Annotated in this window: 26 protein-coding genes and 1 pseudogene; 8 read left to right on the top strand and 19 right to left on the bottom strand. The window is 73.5% G+C overall.

What is annotated here, in order from left to right:
- Positions 1 to 36 precede the first annotated feature (36 nt).
- Entirely contained in the window at positions 37 to 141 is a 105-nt protein-coding gene (locus OHA17_RS07335) for an NADH pyrophosphatase zinc ribbon domain-containing protein (RefSeq protein WP_323177933.1), read from the bottom strand.
- A 105-nt stretch (positions 142 to 246) separates the two neighbouring features.
- On the opposite strand from OHA17_RS07335, the gene OHA17_RS07340 reads away from it, so the two are divergent.
- Together OHA17_RS07340 and OHA17_RS07345 are read left to right on the top strand one after the other, a co-directional pair.
- Entirely contained in the window at positions 247 to 1,017 is a 771-nt protein-coding gene (locus OHA17_RS07340; protein ID WP_406505108.1) for an MBL fold metallo-hydrolase, read from the top strand.
- Positions 1,014 to 1,676: a DedA family protein gene (locus OHA17_RS07345; protein WP_406505110.1), complete on the top strand. Its 663-nt coding sequence runs from the start codon at positions 1,014 to 1,016 to the stop codon at positions 1,674 to 1,676. Before OHA17_RS07340 ends, OHA17_RS07345 begins: the two co-directional genes overlap by 4 nt.
- 175 nt (positions 1,677 to 1,851) lie before the next feature.
- Here OHA17_RS07345 and OHA17_RS07350 read toward each other — a convergent pair whose 3' ends face one another.
- Both OHA17_RS07350 and OHA17_RS07355 read right to left on the bottom strand, forming a co-directional pair.
- Positions 1,852 to 3,069, bottom strand: a complete 1,218-nt coding sequence (locus tag OHA17_RS07350; RefSeq protein ID WP_406505112.1) for an aminotransferase class I/II-fold pyridoxal phosphate-dependent enzyme — start codon at positions 3,067 to 3,069, stop codon at positions 1,852 to 1,854.
- A 110-nt stretch (positions 3,070 to 3,179) separates the two neighbouring features.
- Positions 3,180 to 3,890: an ANTAR domain-containing response regulator gene (locus OHA17_RS07355; protein WP_406505114.1), complete on the bottom strand. Its 711-nt coding sequence runs from the start codon at positions 3,888 to 3,890 to the stop codon at positions 3,180 to 3,182.
- Positions 3,891 to 3,981: 91 nt separating this feature from the next.
- Here OHA17_RS07355 and OHA17_RS07360 point away from each other — a divergent pair, with 91 nt between their 5' ends.
- Positions 3,982 to 5,385 carry a PAS domain-containing protein gene (locus OHA17_RS07360; RefSeq protein WP_406505116.1) on the top strand — a complete coding sequence of 468 codons (1,404 nt, stop codon included), beginning with the start codon at positions 3,982 to 3,984 and terminating at the stop codon, positions 5,383 to 5,385.
- On the opposite strand, the pseudogene OHA17_RS07365 reads toward OHA17_RS07360, so the two are convergent.
- Positions 5,336 to 6,130, bottom strand: a pseudogene (locus tag OHA17_RS07365) (RNA polymerase sigma factor SigF); the annotation flags it as partial. The gene OHA17_RS07360 and the pseudogene OHA17_RS07365 sit on opposite strands and share 50 nt — an antisense overlap.
- 281 nt (positions 6,131 to 6,411) lie before the next feature.
- Here OHA17_RS07365 and OHA17_RS07370 point away from each other — a divergent pair.
- The 3 genes from OHA17_RS07370 to OHA17_RS07380 all read left to right on the top strand — a co-directional run bounded on the left by OHA17_RS07370 (position 6,412) and on the right by OHA17_RS07380 (position 8,677).
- A complete protein-coding gene (locus OHA17_RS07370) occupies positions 6,412 to 6,807 on the top strand; it encodes a CBS domain-containing protein (protein ID WP_406505118.1) in 396 nt (131 codons plus the stop codon).
- Between the two features lie 127 nt (positions 6,808 to 6,934).
- A complete protein-coding gene (locus OHA17_RS07375; RefSeq protein ID WP_406505120.1) occupies positions 6,935 to 8,404 on the top strand; it encodes a bifunctional phosphatase PAP2/diacylglycerol kinase family protein in 1,470 nt (489 codons plus the stop codon).
- 105 nt (positions 8,405 to 8,509) lie between these two features.
- Positions 8,510 to 8,677 carry a hypothetical protein gene (locus OHA17_RS07380; protein WP_053728731.1) on the top strand — a complete coding sequence of 56 codons (168 nt, stop codon included), beginning with the start codon at positions 8,510 to 8,512 and terminating at the stop codon, positions 8,675 to 8,677.
- Positions 8,678 to 8,684: 7 nt separating this feature from the next.
- On the opposite strand, the gene OHA17_RS07385 is transcribed toward OHA17_RS07380, so the two are convergent.
- From OHA17_RS07385 to OHA17_RS07430, 10 genes are all read right to left on the bottom strand, one after another.
- Positions 8,685 to 9,038: a gas vesicle protein K gene (locus tag OHA17_RS07385; RefSeq protein ID WP_406505122.1), complete on the bottom strand. Its 354-nt coding sequence runs from the start codon at positions 9,036 to 9,038 to the stop codon at positions 8,685 to 8,687.
- On the bottom strand, positions 9,035 to 9,235 hold the full coding sequence (locus OHA17_RS07390) for a gas vesicle protein (RefSeq protein WP_406505124.1): 201 nt from the start codon (positions 9,233 to 9,235) through the stop codon (positions 9,035 to 9,037). The genes OHA17_RS07385 and OHA17_RS07390 overlap by 4 nt, the downstream gene beginning before the upstream one ends.
- Complete coding sequence (locus tag OHA17_RS07395) at positions 9,232 to 10,083, bottom strand: GvpL/GvpF family gas vesicle protein (protein WP_406505126.1); 852 nt, start codon at positions 10,081 to 10,083, stop codon at positions 9,232 to 9,234. Before OHA17_RS07395 ends, OHA17_RS07390 begins: the two co-directional genes overlap by 4 nt.
- On the bottom strand, positions 10,067 to 10,468 hold the full coding sequence (locus OHA17_RS07400; protein WP_406505128.1) for a gas vesicle protein: 402 nt from the start codon (positions 10,466 to 10,468) through the stop codon (positions 10,067 to 10,069). Before OHA17_RS07400 ends, OHA17_RS07395 begins: the two co-directional genes overlap by 17 nt.
- Positions 10,468 to 10,722: a gas vesicle protein GvpG gene (locus tag OHA17_RS07405; RefSeq protein WP_406505129.1), complete on the bottom strand. Its 255-nt coding sequence runs from the start codon at positions 10,720 to 10,722 to the stop codon at positions 10,468 to 10,470. Before OHA17_RS07405 ends, OHA17_RS07400 begins: the two co-directional genes overlap by 1 nt.
- 4 nt (positions 10,723 to 10,726) lie before the next feature.
- Positions 10,727 to 11,443, bottom strand: coding sequence for a GvpL/GvpF family gas vesicle protein (locus tag OHA17_RS07410; protein ID WP_406505131.1), 717 nt, complete (start codon positions 11,441 to 11,443; stop codon positions 10,727 to 10,729).
- The gene (locus tag OHA17_RS07415) at positions 11,440 to 11,859 is read right to left on the bottom strand and encodes a gas vesicle structural protein GvpA (protein ID WP_406505133.1); all 420 of its coding nucleotides are present in this window, start codon (positions 11,857 to 11,859) and stop codon (positions 11,440 to 11,442) included. The genes OHA17_RS07410 and OHA17_RS07415 overlap by 4 nt, the downstream gene beginning before the upstream one ends.
- Before the next feature lie 101 nt (positions 11,860 to 11,960).
- Positions 11,961 to 12,239, bottom strand: a complete 279-nt coding sequence (locus OHA17_RS07420; RefSeq protein WP_406505134.1) for a gas vesicle protein — start codon at positions 12,237 to 12,239, stop codon at positions 11,961 to 11,963.
- 183 nt (positions 12,240 to 12,422) lie between these two features.
- Complete coding sequence (locus OHA17_RS07425; RefSeq protein ID WP_406505136.1) at positions 12,423 to 13,175, bottom strand: MBL fold metallo-hydrolase; 753 nt, start codon at positions 13,173 to 13,175, stop codon at positions 12,423 to 12,425.
- A 104-nt stretch (positions 13,176 to 13,279) separates the two neighbouring features.
- On the bottom strand, positions 13,280 to 13,687 hold the full coding sequence (locus OHA17_RS07430; protein ID WP_406505138.1) for a phage holin family protein: 408 nt from the start codon (positions 13,685 to 13,687) through the stop codon (positions 13,280 to 13,282).
- Positions 13,688 to 13,893: 206 nt separating this feature from the next.
- Between OHA17_RS07430 and OHA17_RS07435 the strand changes: the two genes are divergently transcribed.
- Positions 13,894 to 14,727 (top strand): class I SAM-dependent methyltransferase, encoded by an 834-nt coding sequence (locus OHA17_RS07435; protein ID WP_406505140.1) that lies wholly within the window; start codon positions 13,894 to 13,896, stop codon positions 14,725 to 14,727.
- Positions 14,728 to 14,794: 67 nt separating this feature from the next.
- Here OHA17_RS07435 and OHA17_RS07440 read toward each other — a convergent pair whose 3' ends face one another.
- The 3 genes from OHA17_RS07440 to OHA17_RS07450 all read right to left on the bottom strand — a co-directional run bounded on the left by OHA17_RS07440 (position 14,795) and on the right by OHA17_RS07450 (position 16,193).
- Positions 14,795 to 15,121, bottom strand: coding sequence for a hypothetical protein (locus OHA17_RS07440; RefSeq protein WP_406505142.1), 327 nt, complete (start codon positions 15,119 to 15,121; stop codon positions 14,795 to 14,797).
- Positions 15,118 to 15,771, bottom strand: coding sequence for an RNA polymerase sigma factor (locus OHA17_RS07445; protein ID WP_406505144.1), 654 nt, complete (start codon positions 15,769 to 15,771; stop codon positions 15,118 to 15,120). Before OHA17_RS07445 ends, OHA17_RS07440 begins: the two co-directional genes overlap by 4 nt.
- 77 nt (positions 15,772 to 15,848) lie before the next feature.
- Positions 15,849 to 16,193 carry a hypothetical protein gene (locus OHA17_RS07450; protein WP_406505146.1) on the bottom strand — a complete coding sequence of 115 codons (345 nt, stop codon included), beginning with the start codon at positions 16,191 to 16,193 and terminating at the stop codon, positions 15,849 to 15,851.
- A gap of 231 nt (positions 16,194 to 16,424) precedes the next feature.
- On the opposite strand from OHA17_RS07450, the gene OHA17_RS07455 reads away from it, so the two are divergent.
- Positions 16,425 to 16,778: a VOC family protein gene (locus OHA17_RS07455; RefSeq protein WP_398879097.1), complete on the top strand. Its 354-nt coding sequence runs from the start codon at positions 16,425 to 16,427 to the stop codon at positions 16,776 to 16,778.
- Between the two features lie 53 nt (positions 16,779 to 16,831).
- On the opposite strand, the gene OHA17_RS07460 is transcribed toward OHA17_RS07455, so the two are convergent.
- Together OHA17_RS07460 and OHA17_RS07465 are read right to left on the bottom strand one after the other, a co-directional pair.
- On the bottom strand, positions 16,832 to 17,272 hold the full coding sequence (locus OHA17_RS07460; RefSeq protein WP_406505148.1) for a hypothetical protein: 441 nt from the start codon (positions 17,270 to 17,272) through the stop codon (positions 16,832 to 16,834).
- Positions 17,273 to 17,345: 73 nt separating this feature from the next.
- Complete coding sequence (locus tag OHA17_RS07465) at positions 17,346 to 19,313, bottom strand: DUF5107 domain-containing protein (protein ID WP_406505150.1); 1,968 nt, start codon at positions 19,311 to 19,313, stop codon at positions 17,346 to 17,348.
- Positions 19,314 to 19,474 lie beyond the last annotated feature (161 nt).

Consider the following 19,474-nt stretch of genomic DNA (forward strand, 5'->3'; position numbering starts at 1 on the left):
CCTGTACGAGCTGTCGGGGCCGACCCTACTCCCCCTTCACGGTGGCGAGGAGTAGCCGCAGGAGTGGCAGATCTTCCAGCCGTCCTGGCTCACCGCCAGGACCCCTCCGCAGCGCGGACACTGCTCGGAGTGCATGGTCACGGCGCGCCTCCCCTCTGTGCGGGATGCCTACCCCGACACCCGTGGTTTGCGCGCGCGGAGATTTAGGCTCGTCATCAACCATCGTCGAGCCGAGGAGAGGATTTCGTGCCGGTGGAGGTCACCTGGTGGGGTCATGCCACCTGCACGATCGAGGAGTCCGGGGTGCGGCTGCTGACCGATCCGCTGTTCGCGCGCCGCCTCGCGCATCTGCGCCGGCGTCGGGGCGCGGTGCCGCCGCCCGAGGCGGCCGTGGCGGACGCGGTGCTCGTCTCGCATCTGCACGCCGATCATCTGCACGTGCCCTCGCTCGCCCGGCTCGCGCCCGGCACCCGGCTGATCGCGCCGGCCGGGGCGGCTCGTGCGGTGCCGGGGCTCAGGAGGCTCGGCCTGCGCATCACCGAGGTGCGGGCCGGCGACACCGTCGAGGTCGGGGTCCTGCGGGTGCGGGCCGTGCCCGCCCGGCACGACGGGCGCAGGCTGCCGATGGGACCGCACCGCACCGCCGCGCTCGGCTACGTCGTCGAGGGCGGGGCCCGCACCTACTTCGCCGGGGACACCGGTCTGTTCGAGGGCATGGCGCAGGCCGTGGGGCCGGTGGATGTCGCGCTGCTCCCGGTCGGCGGCTGGGGCCCGCGCCTGGGCCTCGGCCATCTCGACGCGGGGCGCGCGGCCCAGGCGCTGGCCTCTTTGGGAGCGCTCTCGGCGGTGCCGGTGCACTACGGCACGTACTGGCCGATCGGCATGGACGGCGTGCGGCCGCACGAGTTCCACGCCCCGGGCGAGGAGTTCGTGCGCCAGGCGGCCCTGCTCGCCCCGAAGGCGGCGGTGCACCTGCTCGGGCACGGCGAGAGCGTACGTCTGGAGGCCGGGCGGTGATCGCGGGCCGGGTGCTTGAGCTGGCCTCGGCGGTGACGCCGGAGACGACCCAGCAGGCCGTCGGCTACCCGACGCTGTTCGTGCTCGTGATCCTCGGGGCGCTGGTGCCGGTGGTGCCCACGGGGGCGCTGGTGTCGACGGCCGCGGTGGTGGCCTTCCACCAGACCGCCTGGTTCTCACTGCTGCTCGTGTTCGGGGTGGGCGCGCTGGCCGCGTTCCTGGGCGATGTCGCGCTGTACTGGCTGGGGCAGCGCGGGGTGCGCTCGAAGAACGGCTCGCGCCGGCTGGCGGCGCTGCGGGGCCGGGCCGCGCCGGATCACCTGGAACAGGCCCGGCGCAAGCTGAACGATCACGGCGTGGTCGTCCTGGTCCTGTCCCGCCTGGTGCCGGCCGGGCGGATCCCGGTGATGCTGGCCTGCCTGCTCGGCGAGATGCCCCTGCGGACGTTCGTACGCGGCGACATCCCCGCGTGCCTGGCCTGGGCGGGTGCGTACGGCCTGATCGGCATCCTCGGCGGCTCGCTCTTCGACGAGCCGTGGAAGGGCGTCGTGGTGGCGGTCGCCCTGACGCTGTTGATCAGTGGCGCACCCGCGGGGTGGCGGCGGGTGCGACGGAGGCGGGTGGCGCCGGGCGGCGAGGGCGTGGAGGGCGGCGGCTGAGAGCGCTCTCGGTCGGCCACGGGCGCTTGGAGACGGGACACACACCGGGGCGTGAGAGCGCTCTCACGCCTTCCTGGTGCCGGGCGGCGCAACTCGCACCGAAGGGCCGAGAGCGCTCTCGGCCCTCCATGGCCTCGGACGGCGGGGGCCGGCCGGCTCGGCGGTCGCCCACGGGTCAGCGCAGTTCGGCGAGTACCGACGCGAAGCGGCTCAACGCCTCCCGCACGTGCGGGAGTTGGAGCGGGTCGGCCGCTTCGAGGGAGTCCAGACGCTGCTCCCCGGTCGAGCCGAGCAGCGGCCCGGTGGCGAGGCGGACGCGCAGGGCGCCGAGTTCGTCGCCGAAGCGGTGGCCGCCGGGGGCGGGGGCGGCGAGGCGGGCCGTCAGGTAGTCCTCCAGCTCCATGGAGTCGGTGACTCCGTGGGCGGCGAGGCGGGTGCGGAACGGGCCGAGGTCGGCGTACAGATGGCGGCCGGCCTGCGGGAGCCGGGCCATGGCGCCGGCGTCGAGCACGGCGTGGTGTGCGGCGGCCGCGACACGGGCGTGCAGGGCGGCGGCCCGGCGGGTGCGCTCGACGACGGGGGCCGGTTCTGTGAGAGCGAGGGCGGCGGCCGCGGCGATGGGCGCGGCGACGACGTCGCCGAGCGCGGCGAGGATGTCCAGGGTGCGTTCCCGGCGCGGGACGTCGGCCGCGGCGGCGGGGAAGCGGGCGACGGCGGCGGGCCAGCTGGGCGGGGTGAAAGCGCCACCGAGGTCGGCGAGGACGGTGACGTCGTCGGGGCACATCTCGGCGGGGCTGATCGGCACCGCCTCGTGCGGGCGGTGCACGGTGTCCCGCCAGGTCTCGTCGCTGATGATGTGCAGCCCCTCGCCGACGGCCGCCTCGCAGGCCTCCCGTACGGTCTCGGGCGGCGCCACGGTCGCGGTCGGATCGTCGGCGACGCAAAGCAGCAGCAGCCGGGGCCGACCGCCCTCGGCCCGCACCCGGCGAACGGTTTCGAGCAGGGCGTACGGGTCGGGTACGCCGCCGCACTCGGCCGGGGTGGGCACGTGGTAGGCGGGTCTGCCGAGCAGCCGGGCCTGCGGGGCCCACCACGCCGGGCAGGGCCTGGGCATGAGCACGTCACCGCCGTACGCGCCGAGCAGCGCGATCAGGAGCGCCTGCGCGCCGGGCGCCGCGACGACCCGGTCCGGCGCGGTGGGCAGCCCGCGCCGCAGCCAGTAGCCGCAGGCCGCCTCGCGCAGTGCGGGCCCGCCACCGGGCGGCTCGGGTTCGGTGCGCCCGGCGCCGGCCGCGAGCACCTCGGCGAGTTCCGGGAGCACGGGCAGCGCGGGCCCGGGCGCGGGCGGCCCGTACCGCACCGGCCCGCGCCCTTCGCCGACCGTCCCCTGCATCCCGTTCCCTCCTCGGGCCCTGTCCGGCACGAGCCATGCCTTTCAAGCCTTTATACGGAGGTTTGCGCCGGGGCGCCGCTTGTGCGGGCGGCCGAGAGGGACTGTGCAGGTCAGCTGTCCGAGCCCGCCAACGCCGAGAGTTCGGATTCCAGGCCGCGGCCCTTCGCTCGTACGACCGCCTCGGCGACGTCGGCGAGTTTGCGGTTGGTGCGTTGGGAGATGGTGCGCAGGATGTCGAAGGCCGCGTCGGGCTCGCAGGCCAGGACGTGCATCACGATGCCGCTCGCCTGGTCGATGACCGGGCGCGAGCGCAGGGCCGTCTCCAGTTGTTCCACCTCGGCGAGCGCCGCGCGGTAGCGGCGGTCGCGGACCAGACCGGTGGTGGTCTCCTTGGCCAGGATCCCCACCGGGCCGCGCACGACGTGCTCCAGGGAGCCGGGGCGGTAGCCGTACAGGCTGACCGTGACCTCGATCCCGGACCGGCGGAAGGGGAGGGTGACGCAGGAGCGTACGCCCGATTCGAGGGCCAGGGCGCGGTAGCCGGGCCAGCGTTCCTCCGTCAACAGGTCCTCGGTGTCCACGGGTTCGCCCGCGTCCAGCGCGCTCGGGATCGGCCCGTCGCCGCAGGCGAGCTGGACGGAGGCGAGTGGCGCGAGGTCGGGGTGGGTGGCGGTGACACGGCGTTCGGGCCCGCTGTCGGCGATCGTGGCGACCGCCCCGCAGCAGGCCGGTGCGCAGCGCGCGGACTGCTCGGCGAGCAGGGAGAGCCGCCGGGCGGTGCTGGTCGTCTCGGGTTCCTGTCGTTCCGGCTCGGGCAGCATCGGAAGAACCTCCTCATACCGCGCCTTCCCGGCCCGGGCCGCCCGAAACGGCAGGGCTCCCGGCACCGGCCCGACGGGCTAGCTTTTTCCCATGACGCAGACGGAGGACGAATTCGGCGAGGAACTGGCGGATTTCGTCAGACGGGTGGGCGAGCTGCGCGCCGCGCGCGCCCGCCCGGTCGGTGAGCAGTTGACGGTGCTGGACGCGGCACTCTTCGAACTCCAGCACGTGGCGGAGCAGTTGTGGCCGCGGTATGAGCAGATCCTGGCCGCCGCGGGGGCGCCCTCGCCCGTGGAACGGCAGGAACGGCAGCTCCTCAAGGCCCTGTTCCAGCGGCTTCCGCTGCCGGTGGCGCTGGTCGACCGGGAGACCGTCGTACGCAGGTTGAACTTCGCGGCGACCGGCCTCACCGGGGTTCGCGCCGGGTACGCCACCGGGCGGCCGCTCGCGGCGCTGCTCACGCCCGGCGACCGGGCGGCGTTCCGCTCGCAGGCTGCCGCGGTGGCCCGGGGCGAGGGCGACCGCGGGCTCACCGTCCACCTCCAACAGCGCCCCGAAGAGCCCTTGTTGGCGACTCTCACCGCGCTGCGACCGCCGGACGAGCCGCAGCCCGCGGTGCTCGTGGTGTTCCAGGCGGGCAGCGCCCGGGGCTCGGCCGCCGCTCCCCCGCCGCCGGAGATGCCCGATCTCGCCGAGTCGACCCGGCACGCCGAACTCATGGACACCGTCGACCTCATGGCGTCCACGCTGCTCCAACTGGCGCCCGGCGAGCGGGGGGCGGTGCTCGCCGGGGCCGCCCGGGTGCTCTGCGGGCGGTTCGCCGACTGGATCGTGGCCGACCTGGTCGACGGCGGGCTGCGGCGCGCGGTGGCCCTCGGCCCGCCGGACGCGGCCGCGGCCCCGCTCCTGCACGCCGTGGCCGGCCAGGACCCGGCGAGCTGCCCGTTGGTCCTGGAGGCGGCCCGGGCGGGGAACGGCGCGCTCCAGGTGCAGCCCGAGGACATCGAGGGTTTCGGCCACGACCCGTCGGGCGCCCCGGTGCTCGCCCGCGCCGAGGTGTCGTCGCTGATGTGCGTGCCGCTGGGCGCGCCGGGGCCGGTGACGGGGGTGCTCACGCTGTTCCGCACCGGCTCGGCGCGCCCGTTCTCGATGGCGGAGGGGCAGGCCATGGATGTGATGTCCCGTCACATCGCGCTCGCTATGCGGCGTCCGGCTCCTGGCCACGATTTTGACGATCCGACAGATTCCGCTCCGTGCAGGGCAGTTGATCCGCCCGAGGAGTCCTGCGCGTCCGCGGCGCCCTCGGTGCCGCCGCCCTCGGCTTCGGTTTCGTCCGCTCGTCCGGCTCCGCCGGAGAGCGCTCAGCGTTCATCGGATCCGCGTCCGCCACGGCCTCGTCCCGCACGGCCGCGGCTGCCGGCCTCGACGGCCGAGGGCGATCGTCGTGCGGATCCCGCAGGGCCTGGTCCCGCAGACGGCTGCAGCAGCGCGTGATCAGCCGGGACACGTGCATCTGCGAGATGCCGAGGTCCTCGGCGATCCGGCTCTGGGTCATGTCCCGGAAGAACCGCATGTAGAGGATCTTCCGTTCGCGCTCGGGCAGGCAGCTGAGGCCGGGCTTGACGGCCTCGCGGTCGACGACGGTGTCGAGGGCGGGATCCGCGCTGCCGAGCGAGTCGCTCAGGGTGTATCCGTCGTCGCCGCCCGGGAGTTCGGCGTCGAGGGAGAGCGCGCTGAAGCTGTCGATGGCTTCGAGCCCGGCCCTGACCTCTTCCTCGGTCATCCCGGTGTGCGCGGCGAGCTCCGCCACGGTGGGCCGGTGGGACCCGGCGCTCGCGGCGAGCTCCTGGGTCGCGGCCCGCACCCGGCTCCTCAAGTCCTGGACGCGGCGCGGCACATGGAGTGTCCACATGTGGTCGCGGAAGTGCCGCTTGATCTCGCCGGTGATGGTGGGCACGGCGTAGCTCTCGAACGCGGCGCCGCGGGCCGGGTCGTACCGGTCGACGGCCTTGACCAGGCCGAGGGCAGCGACCTGGCGGAGGTCCTCCAGGGCCTCGCCGCGGTTGCGGAAGCGGCCGGCGAGCCGCTCGGACATGGGCAGCCAGGCGCGGACGAGGTCCTGGCGCAGGGCGTCCCGTTCGGGCCCCTCGGGCAGTGCGGCGAGCCGCTCGAAGGCGGCGGCGGTCCTGGGTGCGTCGTCGTGCGGGTGCCTGTGCTTCGCCGTGGTGTTGGTTCGCATATGCGGTCCAGCTCCCTGAAACGGTGTCGGCGGATGGTGGTCACCGAGGGAGCCCGGCCGGGCAGCGTGGCACGCCCGGAGCGGACAGCCGCTCCCACGGACGTGCCTCCGGTCCGAAGCACGAGGTTCGCCTGCCCTGGCCCGCCGGGGCCAAACGTGCCCTCGCGCGAAACGGCGCGGAAAGCGTGTTTCCGCGCCCCGGACCCCGGTACCCGGTCCGGGGCGCGGAGGACGCGAAGGCCGACCGGCCCTACGGATCGACAGGAACGGGGCGCGCAGCCATGGCACGTTTCGTGCGGGAAGTGATGACGGCGGGCGTCACCGCCGTGCCGCCCGATGCCTCACTGGTGGAGGCGGCGCAGCTGATGCGGGCCCAGGACATCGAAGACGTGCTGGTCACCAGGGCCGGTCGGGTCATCGGGGTGCTCACCGACCGGGACATCACGCTGCGGGCGGTCGCCGAAGGGGCGGATCCGCTGACCGTCAGCGCCCAGGCGGTGTGCACGCGGCCGCCGGTGTGCGTGGGCCCGGACGACGAGGTGGCCACCGCGGTCACGCTGATGCGCCGGCACGCGGTACGGCGGCTGCCGGTGGTGGCGGAGGGCCGCCCGCTCGGCATGGTGAGCCTCGGCGATGTGACGGACCACGAGACGCGGGGCGGCGTCGCACCTCTTTAGAGGCACGCCATGATCCCCTTCCGGCGGGACGTGCCCCGAGCGGCCCCCGCCCGGGGCACGTCCCGAGGAGCGGCCGAGCCCCGGGCGGGGGCCGGTTGGGCAGGGAGCGGCCGGGTACTCGCGGGCCATGACGCACTCCACTTGGCACAAGCGAATCGGCGCCCGCGACCGGGCGCTGTTCCACTTCGCCGCCACCCGGCACTGGCCGGCGGCCGAGGCCGTACTGCCACGGCTGAGCCGGGCCGCCAACCACGGCGCGCTCTGGTTCGCGGCGGCCACCGCGATGGGCGCGACCCGTTCGCCCCGGGCCCGCCGGGCGGCGCTGCGCGGCGTCGCCTCGCTGGCGCTGGCCTCACTGACGGTGAACACGGTCGCCAAGCGCTCGGTGCGCAGGGCTCGCCCGCTGCTCGACGCGGTGCCGCTGGTGCGCCAGTTGAAGCGCCGCCCGATCACCACGTCGTTCCCTTCCGGCCACGCCGCGTCCGCCGCCGCCTTCGTGACCGGGGTCGCCCTGGAGTCGCGGTCGTGGGGCGCGGCCCTGGCCCCGGTGGGCTTCTCGGTGGCGGCGTCCCGCGTGTACACCGGGGTGCACTTTCCGGGCGACGTGGTGGCGGGCGCGGTGCTCGGGGTGGGCGCCGCCCTCGCCGTACGCGGGCTCGTGCCGACCCGCACCCAGCTCCCGCCGCCCGGCCGTCCGCACGCCGACGCGCCGGCGCTGCCCGCGGGCCAGGACCTGGTGGTCGTCGCCAATCGCGCTTCCGGCACCGCGCTCGCGAAGGCCGCGCTGGTGCGCGCCGCGCTCCCGCTCGCCGACGTCGTCGAGTGCGACCCCGACGATCTGGCGACCGCCTTGGAGAAGGCGGCGGGCCGCTGCCGGGCGCTCGGGGTGTGCGGCGGCGACGGCACCGTCAACCTGGCGGCGTCCGTCGCCGCCCGCCTCGGCGTACCGCTCGCCGTGTTCCCCGGCGGCACCCTCAACCACTTCGCCCTCGACCTCGGCATCGAGGAGGTCCAGGACACCTGCCGGGCGCTGGCCTCGGGCGACGCGGTGCGCGTGGACCTCGGCCGGTTCCGTCCCGGCCCGGACGGCGCGGACGCCGGACACTTCCTCAACACGTTCAGCCTGGGCGTCTATCCGGAGCTCGTGCGGGTGCGGGAACGCTGGTCGCCACGGATCGGCGGCTGGGCCGCGGGCATCCTCGGCTCGTACGAAGTGCTGTGCGGGGAACGGCCGTTGCGGGCGGACCCCGGGGGCAGTCGCCCCGCGCTGTGGCTGCTGTTCGCGGGCAACTGCGTCTACCAGCGCCTGGGCCCGGCCCCCGCCCGCCGCTTCGACCTCGCGGACGGCCTGCTCGACGTGCGCGCGGTACGCGGCGGCCGGCTGCCCGGCCTGCGCCTCCTCGCCGCCGCCCTGGCAGGGCCGCTGCACCACTCCCCCGTCCACACCTCACGCCGGATGGCCCGCCTCAGGATCCCGGGCCTGGCGCCGGGCACGTCGTTGGCGTACGACGGTGAAGTGGGCGCGGCACCAAGTGAGTTGACGCTCGACAAGCTTCCGGAGGCGCTGACGGTGTACCGGCCCCCGGTACACCCTTGAAGCCGTCCGCGGTTCGCATGGCAAAACAAAGGTGCGGTCCGCGAGGCTCAATTCCCGGCTTAGGAAGGGGATTCAGGGGAACTCGGAAGCAAGGAGGTACACATCATGGTCCCGATTCTGCTCGTCCTGCTCCTCGCACTTCTCCTGTTCGGTCTCGGATTCGCGGTCAAGATTCTCTGGTGGATCGCGATCATCGTGCTCGTCGTGTGGCTGCTCGGATTCCTGATGCGTTCCACGACGACGTCCGGCCGGTCACGCTGGTACAGGTGGTAGCGGAAATTCAGGAACTCTCCCTCGGAAGCAGGGGGCCGAGCGGGCCGAGGTCGATGTTGAGATCTTCCGGGCGCAGCCCGAATTTCGACCTCAGCTCGCTCATCCTGCTTTCCAGAAGCATCAGCGTGAGCCCGATCCGCTCCTCCTGGTCCTCGGTGAGTTCACCGGTCTCGACGCGGCGCAGGGCCTGACGCTCCATCAACTGCCGCAGAAGTTCCACGACCGTCAGGACCAGCCGCGCGAGATCGCGCTCCACGGTGTCGGGGTCGAGCTCCACCCGGCGCCGGGGCCCACCGCCCGCAGGCTCGTGCCCGCCACCATAGGCGCACCGGCCGTTCACCGCGTCCGCCACATCTGTCATGTCAACTCCTCAAAGGGCGACGGGACTTCGGACCCGACCGAGCTCACCAGCGCGTTCAGATCTATGCGCACGAGGTCCACGTCCGCGATCCGCAGCGTGAGGTCGCCCGTGATGACCACCCCGCCGGCGAGCAGCCGGTCGAGCAGGTCCACCAGAGCGACCTCGCGCTGCGCGAGGACATCGCCGTCGCCGCTCACTGGCCCTCCAAGTGCGCTCGGCCGGGCCCGTCGTCTCGTTCGTGTCCGCCTTGCGCGCGTCGGTCTTGTTGGCCGGGTCCGTCGTCCGGTCCGCCGGCGAAGGAGTACGGCGCCCAGGGCCCGGTCAGCTCCACGCGTACGCCCTCGATGTGCGGAATGAAGTCCCGTACCGCCGAGACGAACTCCTCGCTCCGCTCGTGCGGCACCAGGTAGGCGGCGTTGAGCACGTTCTCGCCGGGCTCGCCGGACAGGCGTGCGTTCTGTGGCGGATGCAGCCGACCGGCCTCGGCGCGCTCGCACAGTTCCGCGTACAGGGCGCGGGAGAGCGTGCCGGCGCGCCGCCAGGTCTCGTCGCGGGACTGTCGTTGGCCGAGCCGTTGGCGCAGGTAGTCCCGCCCAGTGGCCGCGTTCAACTCCCTTGCGGGTTGCGGTGGTTGAGGTTGGACGTACACCTTGACGCCCCATTCGACGCGCCCGTCGAGGCGTTCGACGGCCGACACGAAGCGGGCGCGGCCGGCGTCGAGCAGCCGCCGCACCCCGCTCTCGTCGCGGCACACGGTGGCGAGCCGGAGCGGCACGGGGCAGGTGACCGTGGCGAGCGCCGCGATCACCGCCTGGTGGGTGCGGGCGGTCCGGCCGAGCCAGTCCAGGTCCTCCAGGTGGGCCCGGAGCGGGATGGCGTCGAAGTCCTCGGCGGGGACACGGCTCACCGCGGCACACAGGCCGCGGTGCTCGATCAGGCCGGGCGGCTCACCGTCGAGCCCGGACACCCCGTCGGGGAGCGGGGCGGCAAAGGCACGCGTCACGGCATACACGTACAGCAGCTGCTCTTCATGAACGTGATTCATCGGTCACCGCACCTCGTTCCCTCTTCGTGCTCGCCGCCGTTTTCTCCCGCGTCGCGCCCTGTGTGGCCTCGGCGTTCCGTGCCGATTCGAGTGCGGCGATCCTTTCCTTCAACTCATCGTTTTCCGCGGCCAGTTCACGTCGGCGGGCGCCGGTGGAGAGTGCGGGGTCGTCCTCCCACCAGTCGATGCCCATTTCCTTCGCCTTGTCTATGGAGGCGACGATGAGCCGTAATTTGATGGTGAGGAGTTCGATGTCGAGGAGGTTGATGCGAATGTCCCCGGCTATGACGATTCCCTTGTCGAGGACGCGTTCGAGAATGTCGGCGAGGTTCGCGCCGCTGCCGTCGGGCGGGTAGGCGTCGGGAAATCGGGCCGGGGTCGCCATCAGTTCCTCCGGGGATCGGCGGCGGCGCGGGTGGGGTGTTCGAGGCGGTCGAGGAGCTCGTCCTCACGGCGGTCGAACTCGGCCTCGTCGATCTCGCCGTTCATCAACTGCCGCTCCAACAGCGCCAGTTGGCGTCGCACGGTCGCGGGGTCGTAGTACTGCCGCTCCGCCTCCGCGGCCACCTGGCCCAGCACCCAGAAGGTGCCGCGGACGGGCGCCGCGGGAAGCAGCAGCAGCTCCTTCAGGAGACCCACGCGCTCACCCCGTGAAGCTGTAGGGCGGCAGCGGGCCGTGGACCTGGAGGACCAGGTGCGGGGCGCGTTCGCGCAGGGTGTCCACGGCGGCGACGAACTCGGCCGCGTGCTCGCGCGGCACCAGGAAGGAGATGTTGGCCAGCCAGCCGGTGGACCGCGGTCCGGGGCTCCGCTCCTCGCAAGCACTCTCAAGGGTGCGCTCCACCAGGACGGCGTCGGTCGCCTCGCGCTGCTGGACGGCGACGGCGATGCGTTCGCCGAGCCGCAGCTTCTGTTCGTACGTGCCGCCGCCGGCCTTCCGGTTGGCGTCGCTCATGGCCCTCAACTCGGCGTTCTCCGCGAGGACTTGATGGAGCACGGCCTCTTCGTCGTGCGTCGCCTTCACGTTGTACTCGACTTTGCCGTCGAGCACTTCGAGCCGCTCCAGGTAGCGCTTCTCGTGTTCGGCGAGCACGGCCCGTACGGCGTCGTCGTCGGGCGAGACGCCGCCGAACCGCATGGGCAGCACGGGCCCGCCCGCGCCCGCCTCGGCGAGGACGTTCTGGTGGGCGAGCAGATCGCGGCGCTTGGGCCTGAGCTCCTGCGGGGCGTCGCTGACCAGCGCCACCAGATCACCCTGTTCGACGGTGCGGACCGGGCACGGCGGGTCGCCGATGCCGCCCATCCGCTCCGGCAGCCGACCGTGGTCACGGCGGGCGATGCCATAGACGTACGTGGTCATTCCTGCTCCTCCTTCCGGCGCGACGCGGTGCGCCGGGCTCGCGGCCTGGGCTCCTGCTCGCCCTCCTCACGGGCCTCCTTGAAGGCGTCGGAGATGGTCTGCGCGGCGCCCGAGAGCGCTCCCTTGGACTTGCCGCGGGCGCCGGACTCGGTGATCTCGCCGACCAGGTCGGGCAGTCCGGGGCTGCGGTGCGGGCCCGCCTCCAGGTCGAGGCGGTTGCACGCCTCGGCGAACCGCAGATAGGTGTCGACGCTGGCGACCACGACCCGTATGTCGATCTTCAGGATCTCGATGCCGACGAGGGAGACCCGCACGAACGCGTCGATCACGAGCCCTCGGTCGAGCACGAGCTCCAGCACGTCGTACAGGCCACTGGTGCCGCCGCTGCCGCCTTGCTGTGCCGGGACAACCGTCATGGTGTCCGGCCCTCCTTGTCTGTTGGCTTGTCGGTTCGTCGCCGTGTCGTCCCACGGCCTCTGCTTCTTCCGCTTCTGCCGCGCCCCGTGAGCGGGCGGATTCAGCCGTTCTTGTCGGCCCGGCCGCGTTCGTACCTGCGCAGTCGCCGGTAGCCGGTGAGTTCGCCCCGCGGGTCGAGTTCGACCTCGTACGAGGCGAGCAGGCTCATCGTGTCCGGGACCCGGGCGAGTTCGAGGACCTCGATCCTCAACTGCCAGCCGTGGTCGGCGCGTTCGAAGGACGAGACGGATTCGGCGGGCCTGCCGATGAGTTCGGACAGCTGGGCGCGGGCGCCCCGCAGGACGTCCACCGCGCTCGGGTTCTCGGGTTTGTCGGCCATGTCACCTCGCGTGGTAGGCCTTCCGGGTAGCCACGGCGGGGCGGATCAAACCCGTGCGGGCGGGCTCGGCGCGGCGGGTGCGAGGGGGTGGCACAGCGACGCCCGGCGGGCGGCACGGTCGATCCGAGTGCCACCCGCCGGGCGCGGGGGTGTTAGGGGTTCAGCGGTACGAACGCCTCCGGGTCAGAGCGTGAAGCGTCCGGCCGGCTTGAGCAGGTGCAGCCGCTCGGTGAGCCCGGCCGCCCCGAACGCCTCGACCAGGGTGTCCGGGCCCTGGCTGAAGTGGGCCCAGTGCTCGAAGTGCAGCGGTACGACGTGCCGGGCGCCCAGGATCTCGGCGGCCTCGGCGGCGTCCGCGCTGGACAGCGTGAGGTAGGCGTCGAGCAGCGGGGTGCGGGCGCCGCCCGCGAACAGCACGGCCACATCGACGGGCCCGAAGCGCTCGGCGATGCTCCGCACGTGGTCGAGGGAGGCATTGTCGCCGCTGACGTACACCGTGGGCAGGCCGTCCCCGTGCAGCACGAAGCCGGTGACCTCGCCGACCACGGGCTCGCAGCCTGCGGGGCCGTGGAGCGCCGGCACACCGGTGATGCTCAGCCGCCCGCTGCGGTACGTCTCCCAGTTGGGCAGCACCGTGACGCGGTCGCCGAGCCTGCTGTGCGCGGCGGCCGTGGAGAGCACGACGGGGGCCCGGTCGAGGTAGTCACGGCCGGTGCGGTCCAGGTTGTCGGGGTGCTGGTCGTGCGAGAGCAGCACCAGGTCGGCGGCGCCGACCTCCTCGGCACCGAGGCCGGGCCCCGCGCTCTTGACGAGTTTGCGGTCGCCCATCGGGTAGTCGCCCGGGGCGTCGAAGGTGGGGTCGGTCACCAGCCGCACCCCGCCGATCTCGATGACGGCGGTGGGGCCGCCCACGTACTGGATGGCGAGGTCGCTCATGATTCCCTCCCTGGTCGATCACAGCTTGGCGGGGAGACAACGAGCGCGGGCGGCGCCTTTGTTCCCTCCAGCCGGGCGGCCGTCCCGCCCGTCTCCCCGGGTTGCTAACGGCTCGTGTCGTGGGGTGCGCCGAGCGGGCCCCGGGGCGGTTCGGGGGCACCCGGCGGGACCATCGGCGGGATGACCGGGGCGCCGGGTGGCACGCCGGGTTCCAGCGGCTGGGACACCGGGTCGGCCGGTGTCGGCCGGCTGCTGCGGGCGCCCCGGCTCAGCAGTGCGGCGGCCCCGAGCAGCAGCACGGCGATGATCAGCGCGGCCGCCCAGTACGGCAACACCATCGCGAGGGCGAGCAGCAGGAACGCGGTGAGCGCGGCGCCTCCGTAGAGCCCGGCCGCACCGGCGCCCGCGTACATGCGCGCGGCGCGGCGCTGTTTGCTGGTCTGTTCGCGCAGCTCGTCCCTGATGGCGTCCCGGACGACCTGGGAGAGCTGCTCCGGCAGGTTCGTTTCCATGCGGGCCGAGTACCCGGACGGGCTGTCGCCAGTCCCTCCGAGCCCACTTCGCACGCATCCCACGGACGTCCATATCCCGAGACAGCAATCTCAGAATCTGACCGTTCGCTTTAAAGTGGGCTCACCACCAGGGCAGTTCACGGGTCGGTTCACCTCCGCCGTTCCGTGCGCCGTTCACCGTTCAGCTCTCGGAGAGGAAGCCGCTCATGTCGCAGGAGACGCCCCCGGCCACGCCGGGCGAGACCGCCGTCTACACCCACGGCCACCACGAGTCCGTGCTGCGCTCGCACACCTGGCGGACCGCCGCCAACTCGGCGGCGTACCTCATCGGTGAGCTGAAGCCGCACATGCGGATCCTGGACATCGGCTGCGGTCCCGGCACCATCTCCGCCGATCTGGCCGCGCTCGTACCGGACGGCGAGGTGACCGCGGTCGACCACGCGCCGGGCATCGTCGAGCAGGCCCGCGCGTACGCGGCCGAACGCGGCCTGGGCAACATGTCGTTCGCGGTCGCGGACGTCCACGCGCTGGACTTCCCGGACGACACGTTCTGCGTCGTGCACGCCCATCAGGTGCTGCAGCACGTGGGCGACCCGGTGCAGGCGCTGCGCGAGATGCGCCGGGTCACCAGGCCGGGCGGGATCGTCGCGGTGCGCGACAGCGACTACGGCGCGTTCACCTGGTTCCCCGAGGCGCCCGTACTGGACGGGTGGCTGGAGTTGTACCACCGGGTGGCTCGCGCCAACGGGGGCGAGCCGGATGCCGGGCGGCGGCTCAAGTCCTGGGCGCTGGAGGCCGGTTACACCGACATCAGGGCGTCCGCGAGCACGTGGTGCTTCGCCACCGAGGAGGAGCGCGCGTGGTGGAGCGGGCTGTGGGCCGACCGTACGGTCGCCTCCTCGTACGCCGGTCTGGCGGTCGAGGGCGGGCATGCCACGGCGGCCGAACTGACCGCGATCTCCGAGGCCTGGCGGGCATGGGGCGCCCACGACGACGCCTGGTTCATGGTGCCGCACGGCGAGATCCTCTGCCGCGTGTGAGCGGGACGGTGCCGCACGGCGAGATCTTCCGCCGTGCGTGACCGGGATGCGGCGATCACTCCGGCCCCTACGGCCGGCCGATCACTCGGGGCGGGATGACCGAGGGCCCGGTCGTGGGCGGTGGTTCGTTGATGCCCGGGGTGCGGGCGGGCGGGGCCGGGGCCGGGTCCAGCGGGTTGCCGGGCAGCACCAGCAGGCACACGGCCACCACGGCAGCGGCGACACCGAGCGCGGCGAAGGCGACCCTGCGCACCCGGCGGACTCCCCAGCTGCGGCCCTGCGGGGGCACGTCGCGGCGCAGGTCGGCGTGCGTGACGAGCGCGCCGCGGGCGAGCAGCGCGGCGCGGACCCGGTCGTCCGTCGCGAACCGGCGGTCTTCTGCGTTCGGCTTCATCGGGCCGCCCCCAGTCTCTTCTCCAGGACATCCAGCGCGCGGCTCGCGGTGGACTTCACCGTGCCTCGGGAAAGCCCGAGCGTCTGCGCGATCTGCGCCTCGGTCAGCTCCGACCAGTAGCGCAGTACGAGCACCTCGCGCTGACGCTGCGTCAATTGCCCCATGGCATCGAGCACTTGGCGGTGCTCCTCGGCGAGCAGCAGCCCCTCGTCCACCGGTGCGCCGGCACCCTGGTGGGGCGGGGTGTAGGCGCGCGAGGTGCGGCGTCTGCGCAGCACGGAGCGGGCCGCGTTGACCACGGCGGTGCGCAGATACGCCCCCGGGTCCTGGAGCCCGCGCAGCGAGGTGCCGTGGGTGCGGCACAGCGCGGCGAACGCGTCCTGGACGACGTCCTCGGCGGTGGGCAGATCGTCCACCAGGAAGAGCGCGAGACGCACCATGTCGAGCCGCCGGGCCCGGTACAGCTCGGTCAGCGTGGGCGGCGGCTCGTCGTCGTACGGCGTGGGGAGTGCCCGCAGATGACGGTCCCGTACGGGCGTGTCACCTGTCCGGGACGGACGACGGTCCCGTACCGACGCGTCCTCGGTCCGGGGCATGCGCGCGAGCAGCCGGGACCACCAGGTCGGCGCTGCGGTTATGGCGTACTGCATGGGCCTCGATCCGTGTCCGGGAGGGGCGGGCGGGCCGTGTTGAAGGGCCCGCCCGCCCCATGGTGCAACCGCTGCTGTTACTTGCCGGCTGCTCCGCTGCCCGGCTTGATCACCTTGGGCGCGGTGTCGGGGGCTGCGGCGGCCTTGTCCGCGGCGGCCTGCTTGCCCGCCCCGGCGACCTTCGCGGCGCCGTCGGAAGCCGCCGAGCCACCGGACTTGGACACGGCGGCCGCCGAACCACCGGACTTGGACACCGCCGCGGCCGAGTCGCCGCTCGTGGCGACCTTGGGGGCGGCGGGCTTCGGGCCGGAGTCGGCGACGGCCTGCGCGGCGAAGGCTCCGCCCAACAGCAGTGCGACCCCGGTGACGGCGGCGCCCAGGACCCGGGGGCGGCGGTGGATGCGCTTGGCGTGCGTAGACATGGACTCTCCGAGGAGTGAGGAAACACGGTCTGGAACAGCTGGTGAAGGGCGCCTTCAACCCACCAGACGTGCGGCGACCCCCGAGGTTGCGACCTCGTCCGAGAAACTTTTCGCCACCGGCCCGCGCTTCGAAGCATCGAGGGAGTGACCCGCTGTCCCGCGCACTCGGCCCGTCGTCCGGGCCGCCGGATCCCCTGCCGTGGGCGATCTCCCCCAACTAGGCTGCGGGGCATGGAGATTCTGGGCACCACGCTGCGCATCTGCGTCGACGACCTGGACAGCGCGATCGTCTTCTACGAGCGCGTCACCGGCAGTCAGGCGCTCCGCTTCGACCGCGGGGGCGTGTCCGTCGCCGCCGTCGGCGCCTTCCTGCTGATGAGCGGGCCCGAGGCGGAACTCGAAGTGCTGCGGAAGGTGGCGGCGACGGTGGCCGTCAAGGACGTCGACGACGCCCACACCACCCTCACCGAGGCCGGCGCCCGCATCATCGCGGGCCCGGTCGCGACGCCGGTGGGCCGCAATCTGATCGCGGTCCACCCCGACGGCTCGGTCTTCGAGTACGTCGACCGCAAACCGGCGTACTGAACCGCAGGCCCTGTGCGGACACCGCAGCCCGGGCGCGGTTCGGACGCGGGCTCTCAGCCCGCCAGGTCGCGGATGACCGCGCGGGCCACCGTCTCGCGGGCCGGGGCGAGTTCGGCGGCGATCGAGGCGGCCGCCCCCGGGTCGATGACGACGGCCGCCGCCGCGGGCTCCCCCGCCTCGATGAGGTGGCGGCGCAGATGGGTCGGCGGATGCGTGGCATCGACGCTGTGGCCGCGCAGGGCGGCGACGCGTCCCTTGGCGGCGTCCGGGTCGGCGAGCAGCTCGGCGTGCAGTTGCTCGCCGTAGCGGTGGGCGAGTCGGCGCTGCATCTCCTCGAACCGGCCCCGGGCCGGCTCCGCACCGCCCGGGTCGACGTTCCAGTCGCAGGCGGCGCACCACATGACGAAGCGCTCGTCGTACGGCGTGTCCGCCCCGCACTGCGGGCATGGCCGTGCCTTCGACTGCCTCGCGGCAGCCGTGAGTTGATCCCTCACTGAAGTGCGCCCCTCCCCTGCGGCCCCTCCCCAGGAGCCGTCCAAGCAAGGGCGCACCATATCGGGTTCTCCCTTACTCCCCCGGGCGCATCCGGTAGTCGTACTGGTCCGGGAGCGGGGCGTCGGTGAGGCGGGCCCACACCTCGTTCAGGGTTTCCGCACCCTCGCGCAGGTCGGCGACCTCGAAGCCCGCTTCGAAGAGCGCGCGGGCGACGTCCGGCTCGCCCTCCGCGAGGAGGAGCTGGGCCTCGACGAGCCGGAAGCGGCCGCGTTCGCGGACGGCGGGGCGCAGCCGGTCCCATATCGCCCGGGCCTGCGCCGGGCGGTCGGCGGTGAGCAGTGCCTCGATCGCCTCGCGGCCGAGCGCGGCGTCGGCCGCCGTCCACGGCTCTCCGTCCCTGCGCTCCTCGCAGAAGTCGTCGTAGGCCTCGGCGTAGCGGTCGGCGGCGCGGCTCGCGTGTCCGGACAGCTGGTCGGCGACGGCGAGGCAGCGCAGCAGCGGCCAGCGGGACGGGGCGAGCGGCAGGCCGCGCTCCCAACTGCGGACGGCCTGGGCATGGTCGCCCGCGTGCCACTGGGCGACGCCGAGGTGGTACTCGGTGAGCGGGTCGGCCGACGCCGTCTCCAGCATGTCCCGCCAGGGCGGGGCGACCAGCGTGGGGCCGGGCGGGGTCACCTTGCGCGGCTCCGGGAGCACCCCGTTGTGCAGCAACTCCAGCCAGGGGCGCTGTTCCTGAGTGAGCGTCAGCTCGGAGAACGGGGTGCCGGGCAGCTTCGCCCCCGTACGCAGGACTTCGAGGGCGCCCCAGCCCGACCCGGTGGCCAGGCGCTCGCCGGGCTCGGCGTCGGCGAACGGCCGCCAGGCGGCGTACGCCTCCTCCACGGTGGCGCGCGGCAGGGCCCGCTCCAGGCTGCCCTCGGTTTCAGCTCGGGCGGCCGCCCAGTCGGCGCCGTGCACCAGCGCCCGGTCGGCGGACAGCGGCCCGTACGCCTCCAGCCAGGCGAACTCGCCGCCCGGGTCGAGCGGCACGTGCTCCAACTGGGTGCGGGCGAGGCCCGCCTGTATCTCGGCGTACCCGACGGTCCCCGGCTCGGTCAGCCACTCCTGCCAGCGGCGGCCGCCGCGCCCCGAGCCCCACAGGAACAGCTTGCGGCCGCGCAGGGTGTCCGTGGACGTCTGCACGAGGCCGTGGCCGCTCTCGTCGAGGGAGGCGATCCAGCGGCGCGCGCCGTCGGGGACCTCGTAGAAGTAGTCGGCGGGGTACTCACTGCGCAGCGGGTACGTGCGGTCGGTGCCGTCCCACGCGGGCACGGGGACCCGGCGCAGGGTGTGTTCGTACCCGAAGTGCCAGGCCTCGTCGGCCGGGGCGAGCACACGGGTGCGCTCGCCCTCCTCCACGGCGATGTTGGACCACCAGTAGACGGGCGCCGGCTTCTCGTGCGGATTGCGGATGCGGACGCCCACGTACAGGAAGTCGGAGCCGTCGGGGAGCCAGAGGTCGACCTGGAAGGGGAGGTCGCGCAGCCGCTCCCACTCCCACAGGCGGACCATCTCGCCGCCGTCCGGGGCGGGGACGAGGGCCGCGTGGACGGGGGCGCAGGACAGGGTGGTGTGGCCGGTGGCCCCTATGTTCCACTCGATGCCGCCGGAGAACCAGGCGCCGTTGAGCGCGAAGTCGGCGGGCTGGAACACCGGGTTGGTGTAGAGCAGTTCGCGGCCGGTCGGCTTGTGGAACAGGGAGTGGACGCGGCCGCCGAGGCCCGGCAGCACGGTGGCGCGCAGCCGGTCGTTCTCGATCACGATCGTGTCCAGCTCGACCGGGCCCCGCTCCCGCCCGTAGCCGTCGAGGACCCGCACGGGCAGCAGGGTCTCCAGCGGTTCGTACCCGATCTGGCGGGCCATGTCCCGGGGCAGGCCTTCGCGGGCCCGCTCGTCGAGCCGGTGCGTCTCGTCGCGCGGCCGCAGCGCGGGCAGGGGGTTCGGCTCGCCCAACGGGGCGCCGGGCAGGGTCAGTACGGCACGTCGCACGGTCGTGGCCAAGGCAACCTCACTCCCTCGTACGGGGCTTCGGCAGCCCTTTCGGCCGATTCCCCCGATGACCATGGAACACCGCGCCACTGACAACGGCCAGGGGACCCCCGCTCAGGATTGCGCAAAGGCGCCCACGACGAGCTCGGCGAGCAGGGCGCCCGGTCCATCGT

The sequence above is a fragment of the Streptomyces sp. NBC_00212 genome, from assembly GCF_045206365.1.
Lineage (GTDB): Bacteria > Actinomycetota > Actinomycetes > Streptomycetales > Streptomycetaceae > Streptomyces.

What these genes read in the sequence shown, in the direction of transcription:
- OHA17_RS07350 (WP_406505112.1), bottom strand. Translation starts at nt 3,069, where the DNA reads ATGCAGGGGACGGTCGGCGAAGGGCGCGGGCCGGTGCGGTACGGGCCG.
- OHA17_RS07355 (WP_406505114.1), bottom strand. Translation starts at nt 3,890, where the DNA reads ATGCTGCCCGAGCCGGAACGACAGGAACCCGAGACGACCAGCACCGCC.
- OHA17_RS07360 (WP_406505116.1), top strand. Translation starts at nt 3,982, where the DNA reads ATGACGCAGACGGAGGACGAATTCGGCGAGGAACTGGCGGATTTCGTC.
- OHA17_RS07370 (WP_406505118.1), top strand. Translation starts at nt 6,412, where the DNA reads ATGGCACGTTTCGTGCGGGAAGTGATGACGGCGGGCGTCACCGCCGTG.
- OHA17_RS07375 (WP_406505120.1), top strand. Translation starts at nt 6,935, where the DNA reads ATGACGCACTCCACTTGGCACAAGCGAATCGGCGCCCGCGACCGGGCG.
- OHA17_RS07380 (WP_053728731.1), top strand. Translation starts at nt 8,510, where the DNA reads ATGGTCCCGATTCTGCTCGTCCTGCTCCTCGCACTTCTCCTGTTCGGT.
- OHA17_RS07385 (WP_406505122.1), bottom strand. Translation starts at nt 9,038, where the DNA reads ATGACAGATGTGGCGGACGCGGTGAACGGCCGGTGCGCCTATGGTGGC.
- OHA17_RS07395 (WP_406505126.1), bottom strand. Translation starts at nt 10,083, where the DNA reads ATGAATCACGTTCATGAAGAGCAGCTGCTGTACGTGTATGCCGTGACG.
- OHA17_RS07400 (WP_406505128.1), bottom strand. Translation starts at nt 10,468, where the DNA reads ATGGCGACCCCGGCCCGATTTCCCGACGCCTACCCGCCCGACGGCAGC.
- OHA17_RS07410 (WP_406505131.1), bottom strand. Translation starts at nt 11,443, where the DNA reads ATGACCACGTACGTCTATGGCATCGCCCGCCGTGACCACGGTCGGCTG.
- OHA17_RS07415 (WP_406505133.1), bottom strand. Translation starts at nt 11,859, where the DNA reads ATGACGGTTGTCCCGGCACAGCAAGGCGGCAGCGGCGGCACCAGTGGC.
- OHA17_RS07420 (WP_406505134.1), bottom strand. Translation starts at nt 12,239, where the DNA reads ATGGCCGACAAACCCGAGAACCCGAGCGCGGTGGACGTCCTGCGGGGC.
- OHA17_RS07425 (WP_406505136.1), bottom strand. Translation starts at nt 13,175, where the DNA reads ATGAGCGACCTCGCCATCCAGTACGTGGGCGGCCCCACCGCCGTCATC.
- OHA17_RS07430 (WP_406505138.1), bottom strand. Translation starts at nt 13,687, where the DNA reads ATGGAAACGAACCTGCCGGAGCAGCTCTCCCAGGTCGTCCGGGACGCC.
- OHA17_RS07435 (WP_406505140.1), top strand. Translation starts at nt 13,894, where the DNA reads ATGTCGCAGGAGACGCCCCCGGCCACGCCGGGCGAGACCGCCGTCTAC.
- OHA17_RS07440 (WP_406505142.1), bottom strand. Translation starts at nt 15,121, where the DNA reads ATGAAGCCGAACGCAGAAGACCGCCGGTTCGCGACGGACGACCGGGTC.
- OHA17_RS07445 (WP_406505144.1), bottom strand. Translation starts at nt 15,771, where the DNA reads ATGCAGTACGCCATAACCGCAGCGCCGACCTGGTGGTCCCGGCTGCTC.
- OHA17_RS07450 (WP_406505146.1), bottom strand. Translation starts at nt 16,193, where the DNA reads ATGTCTACGCACGCCAAGCGCATCCACCGCCGCCCCCGGGTCCTGGGC.
- OHA17_RS07455 (WP_398879097.1), top strand. Translation starts at nt 16,425, where the DNA reads ATGGAGATTCTGGGCACCACGCTGCGCATCTGCGTCGACGACCTGGAC.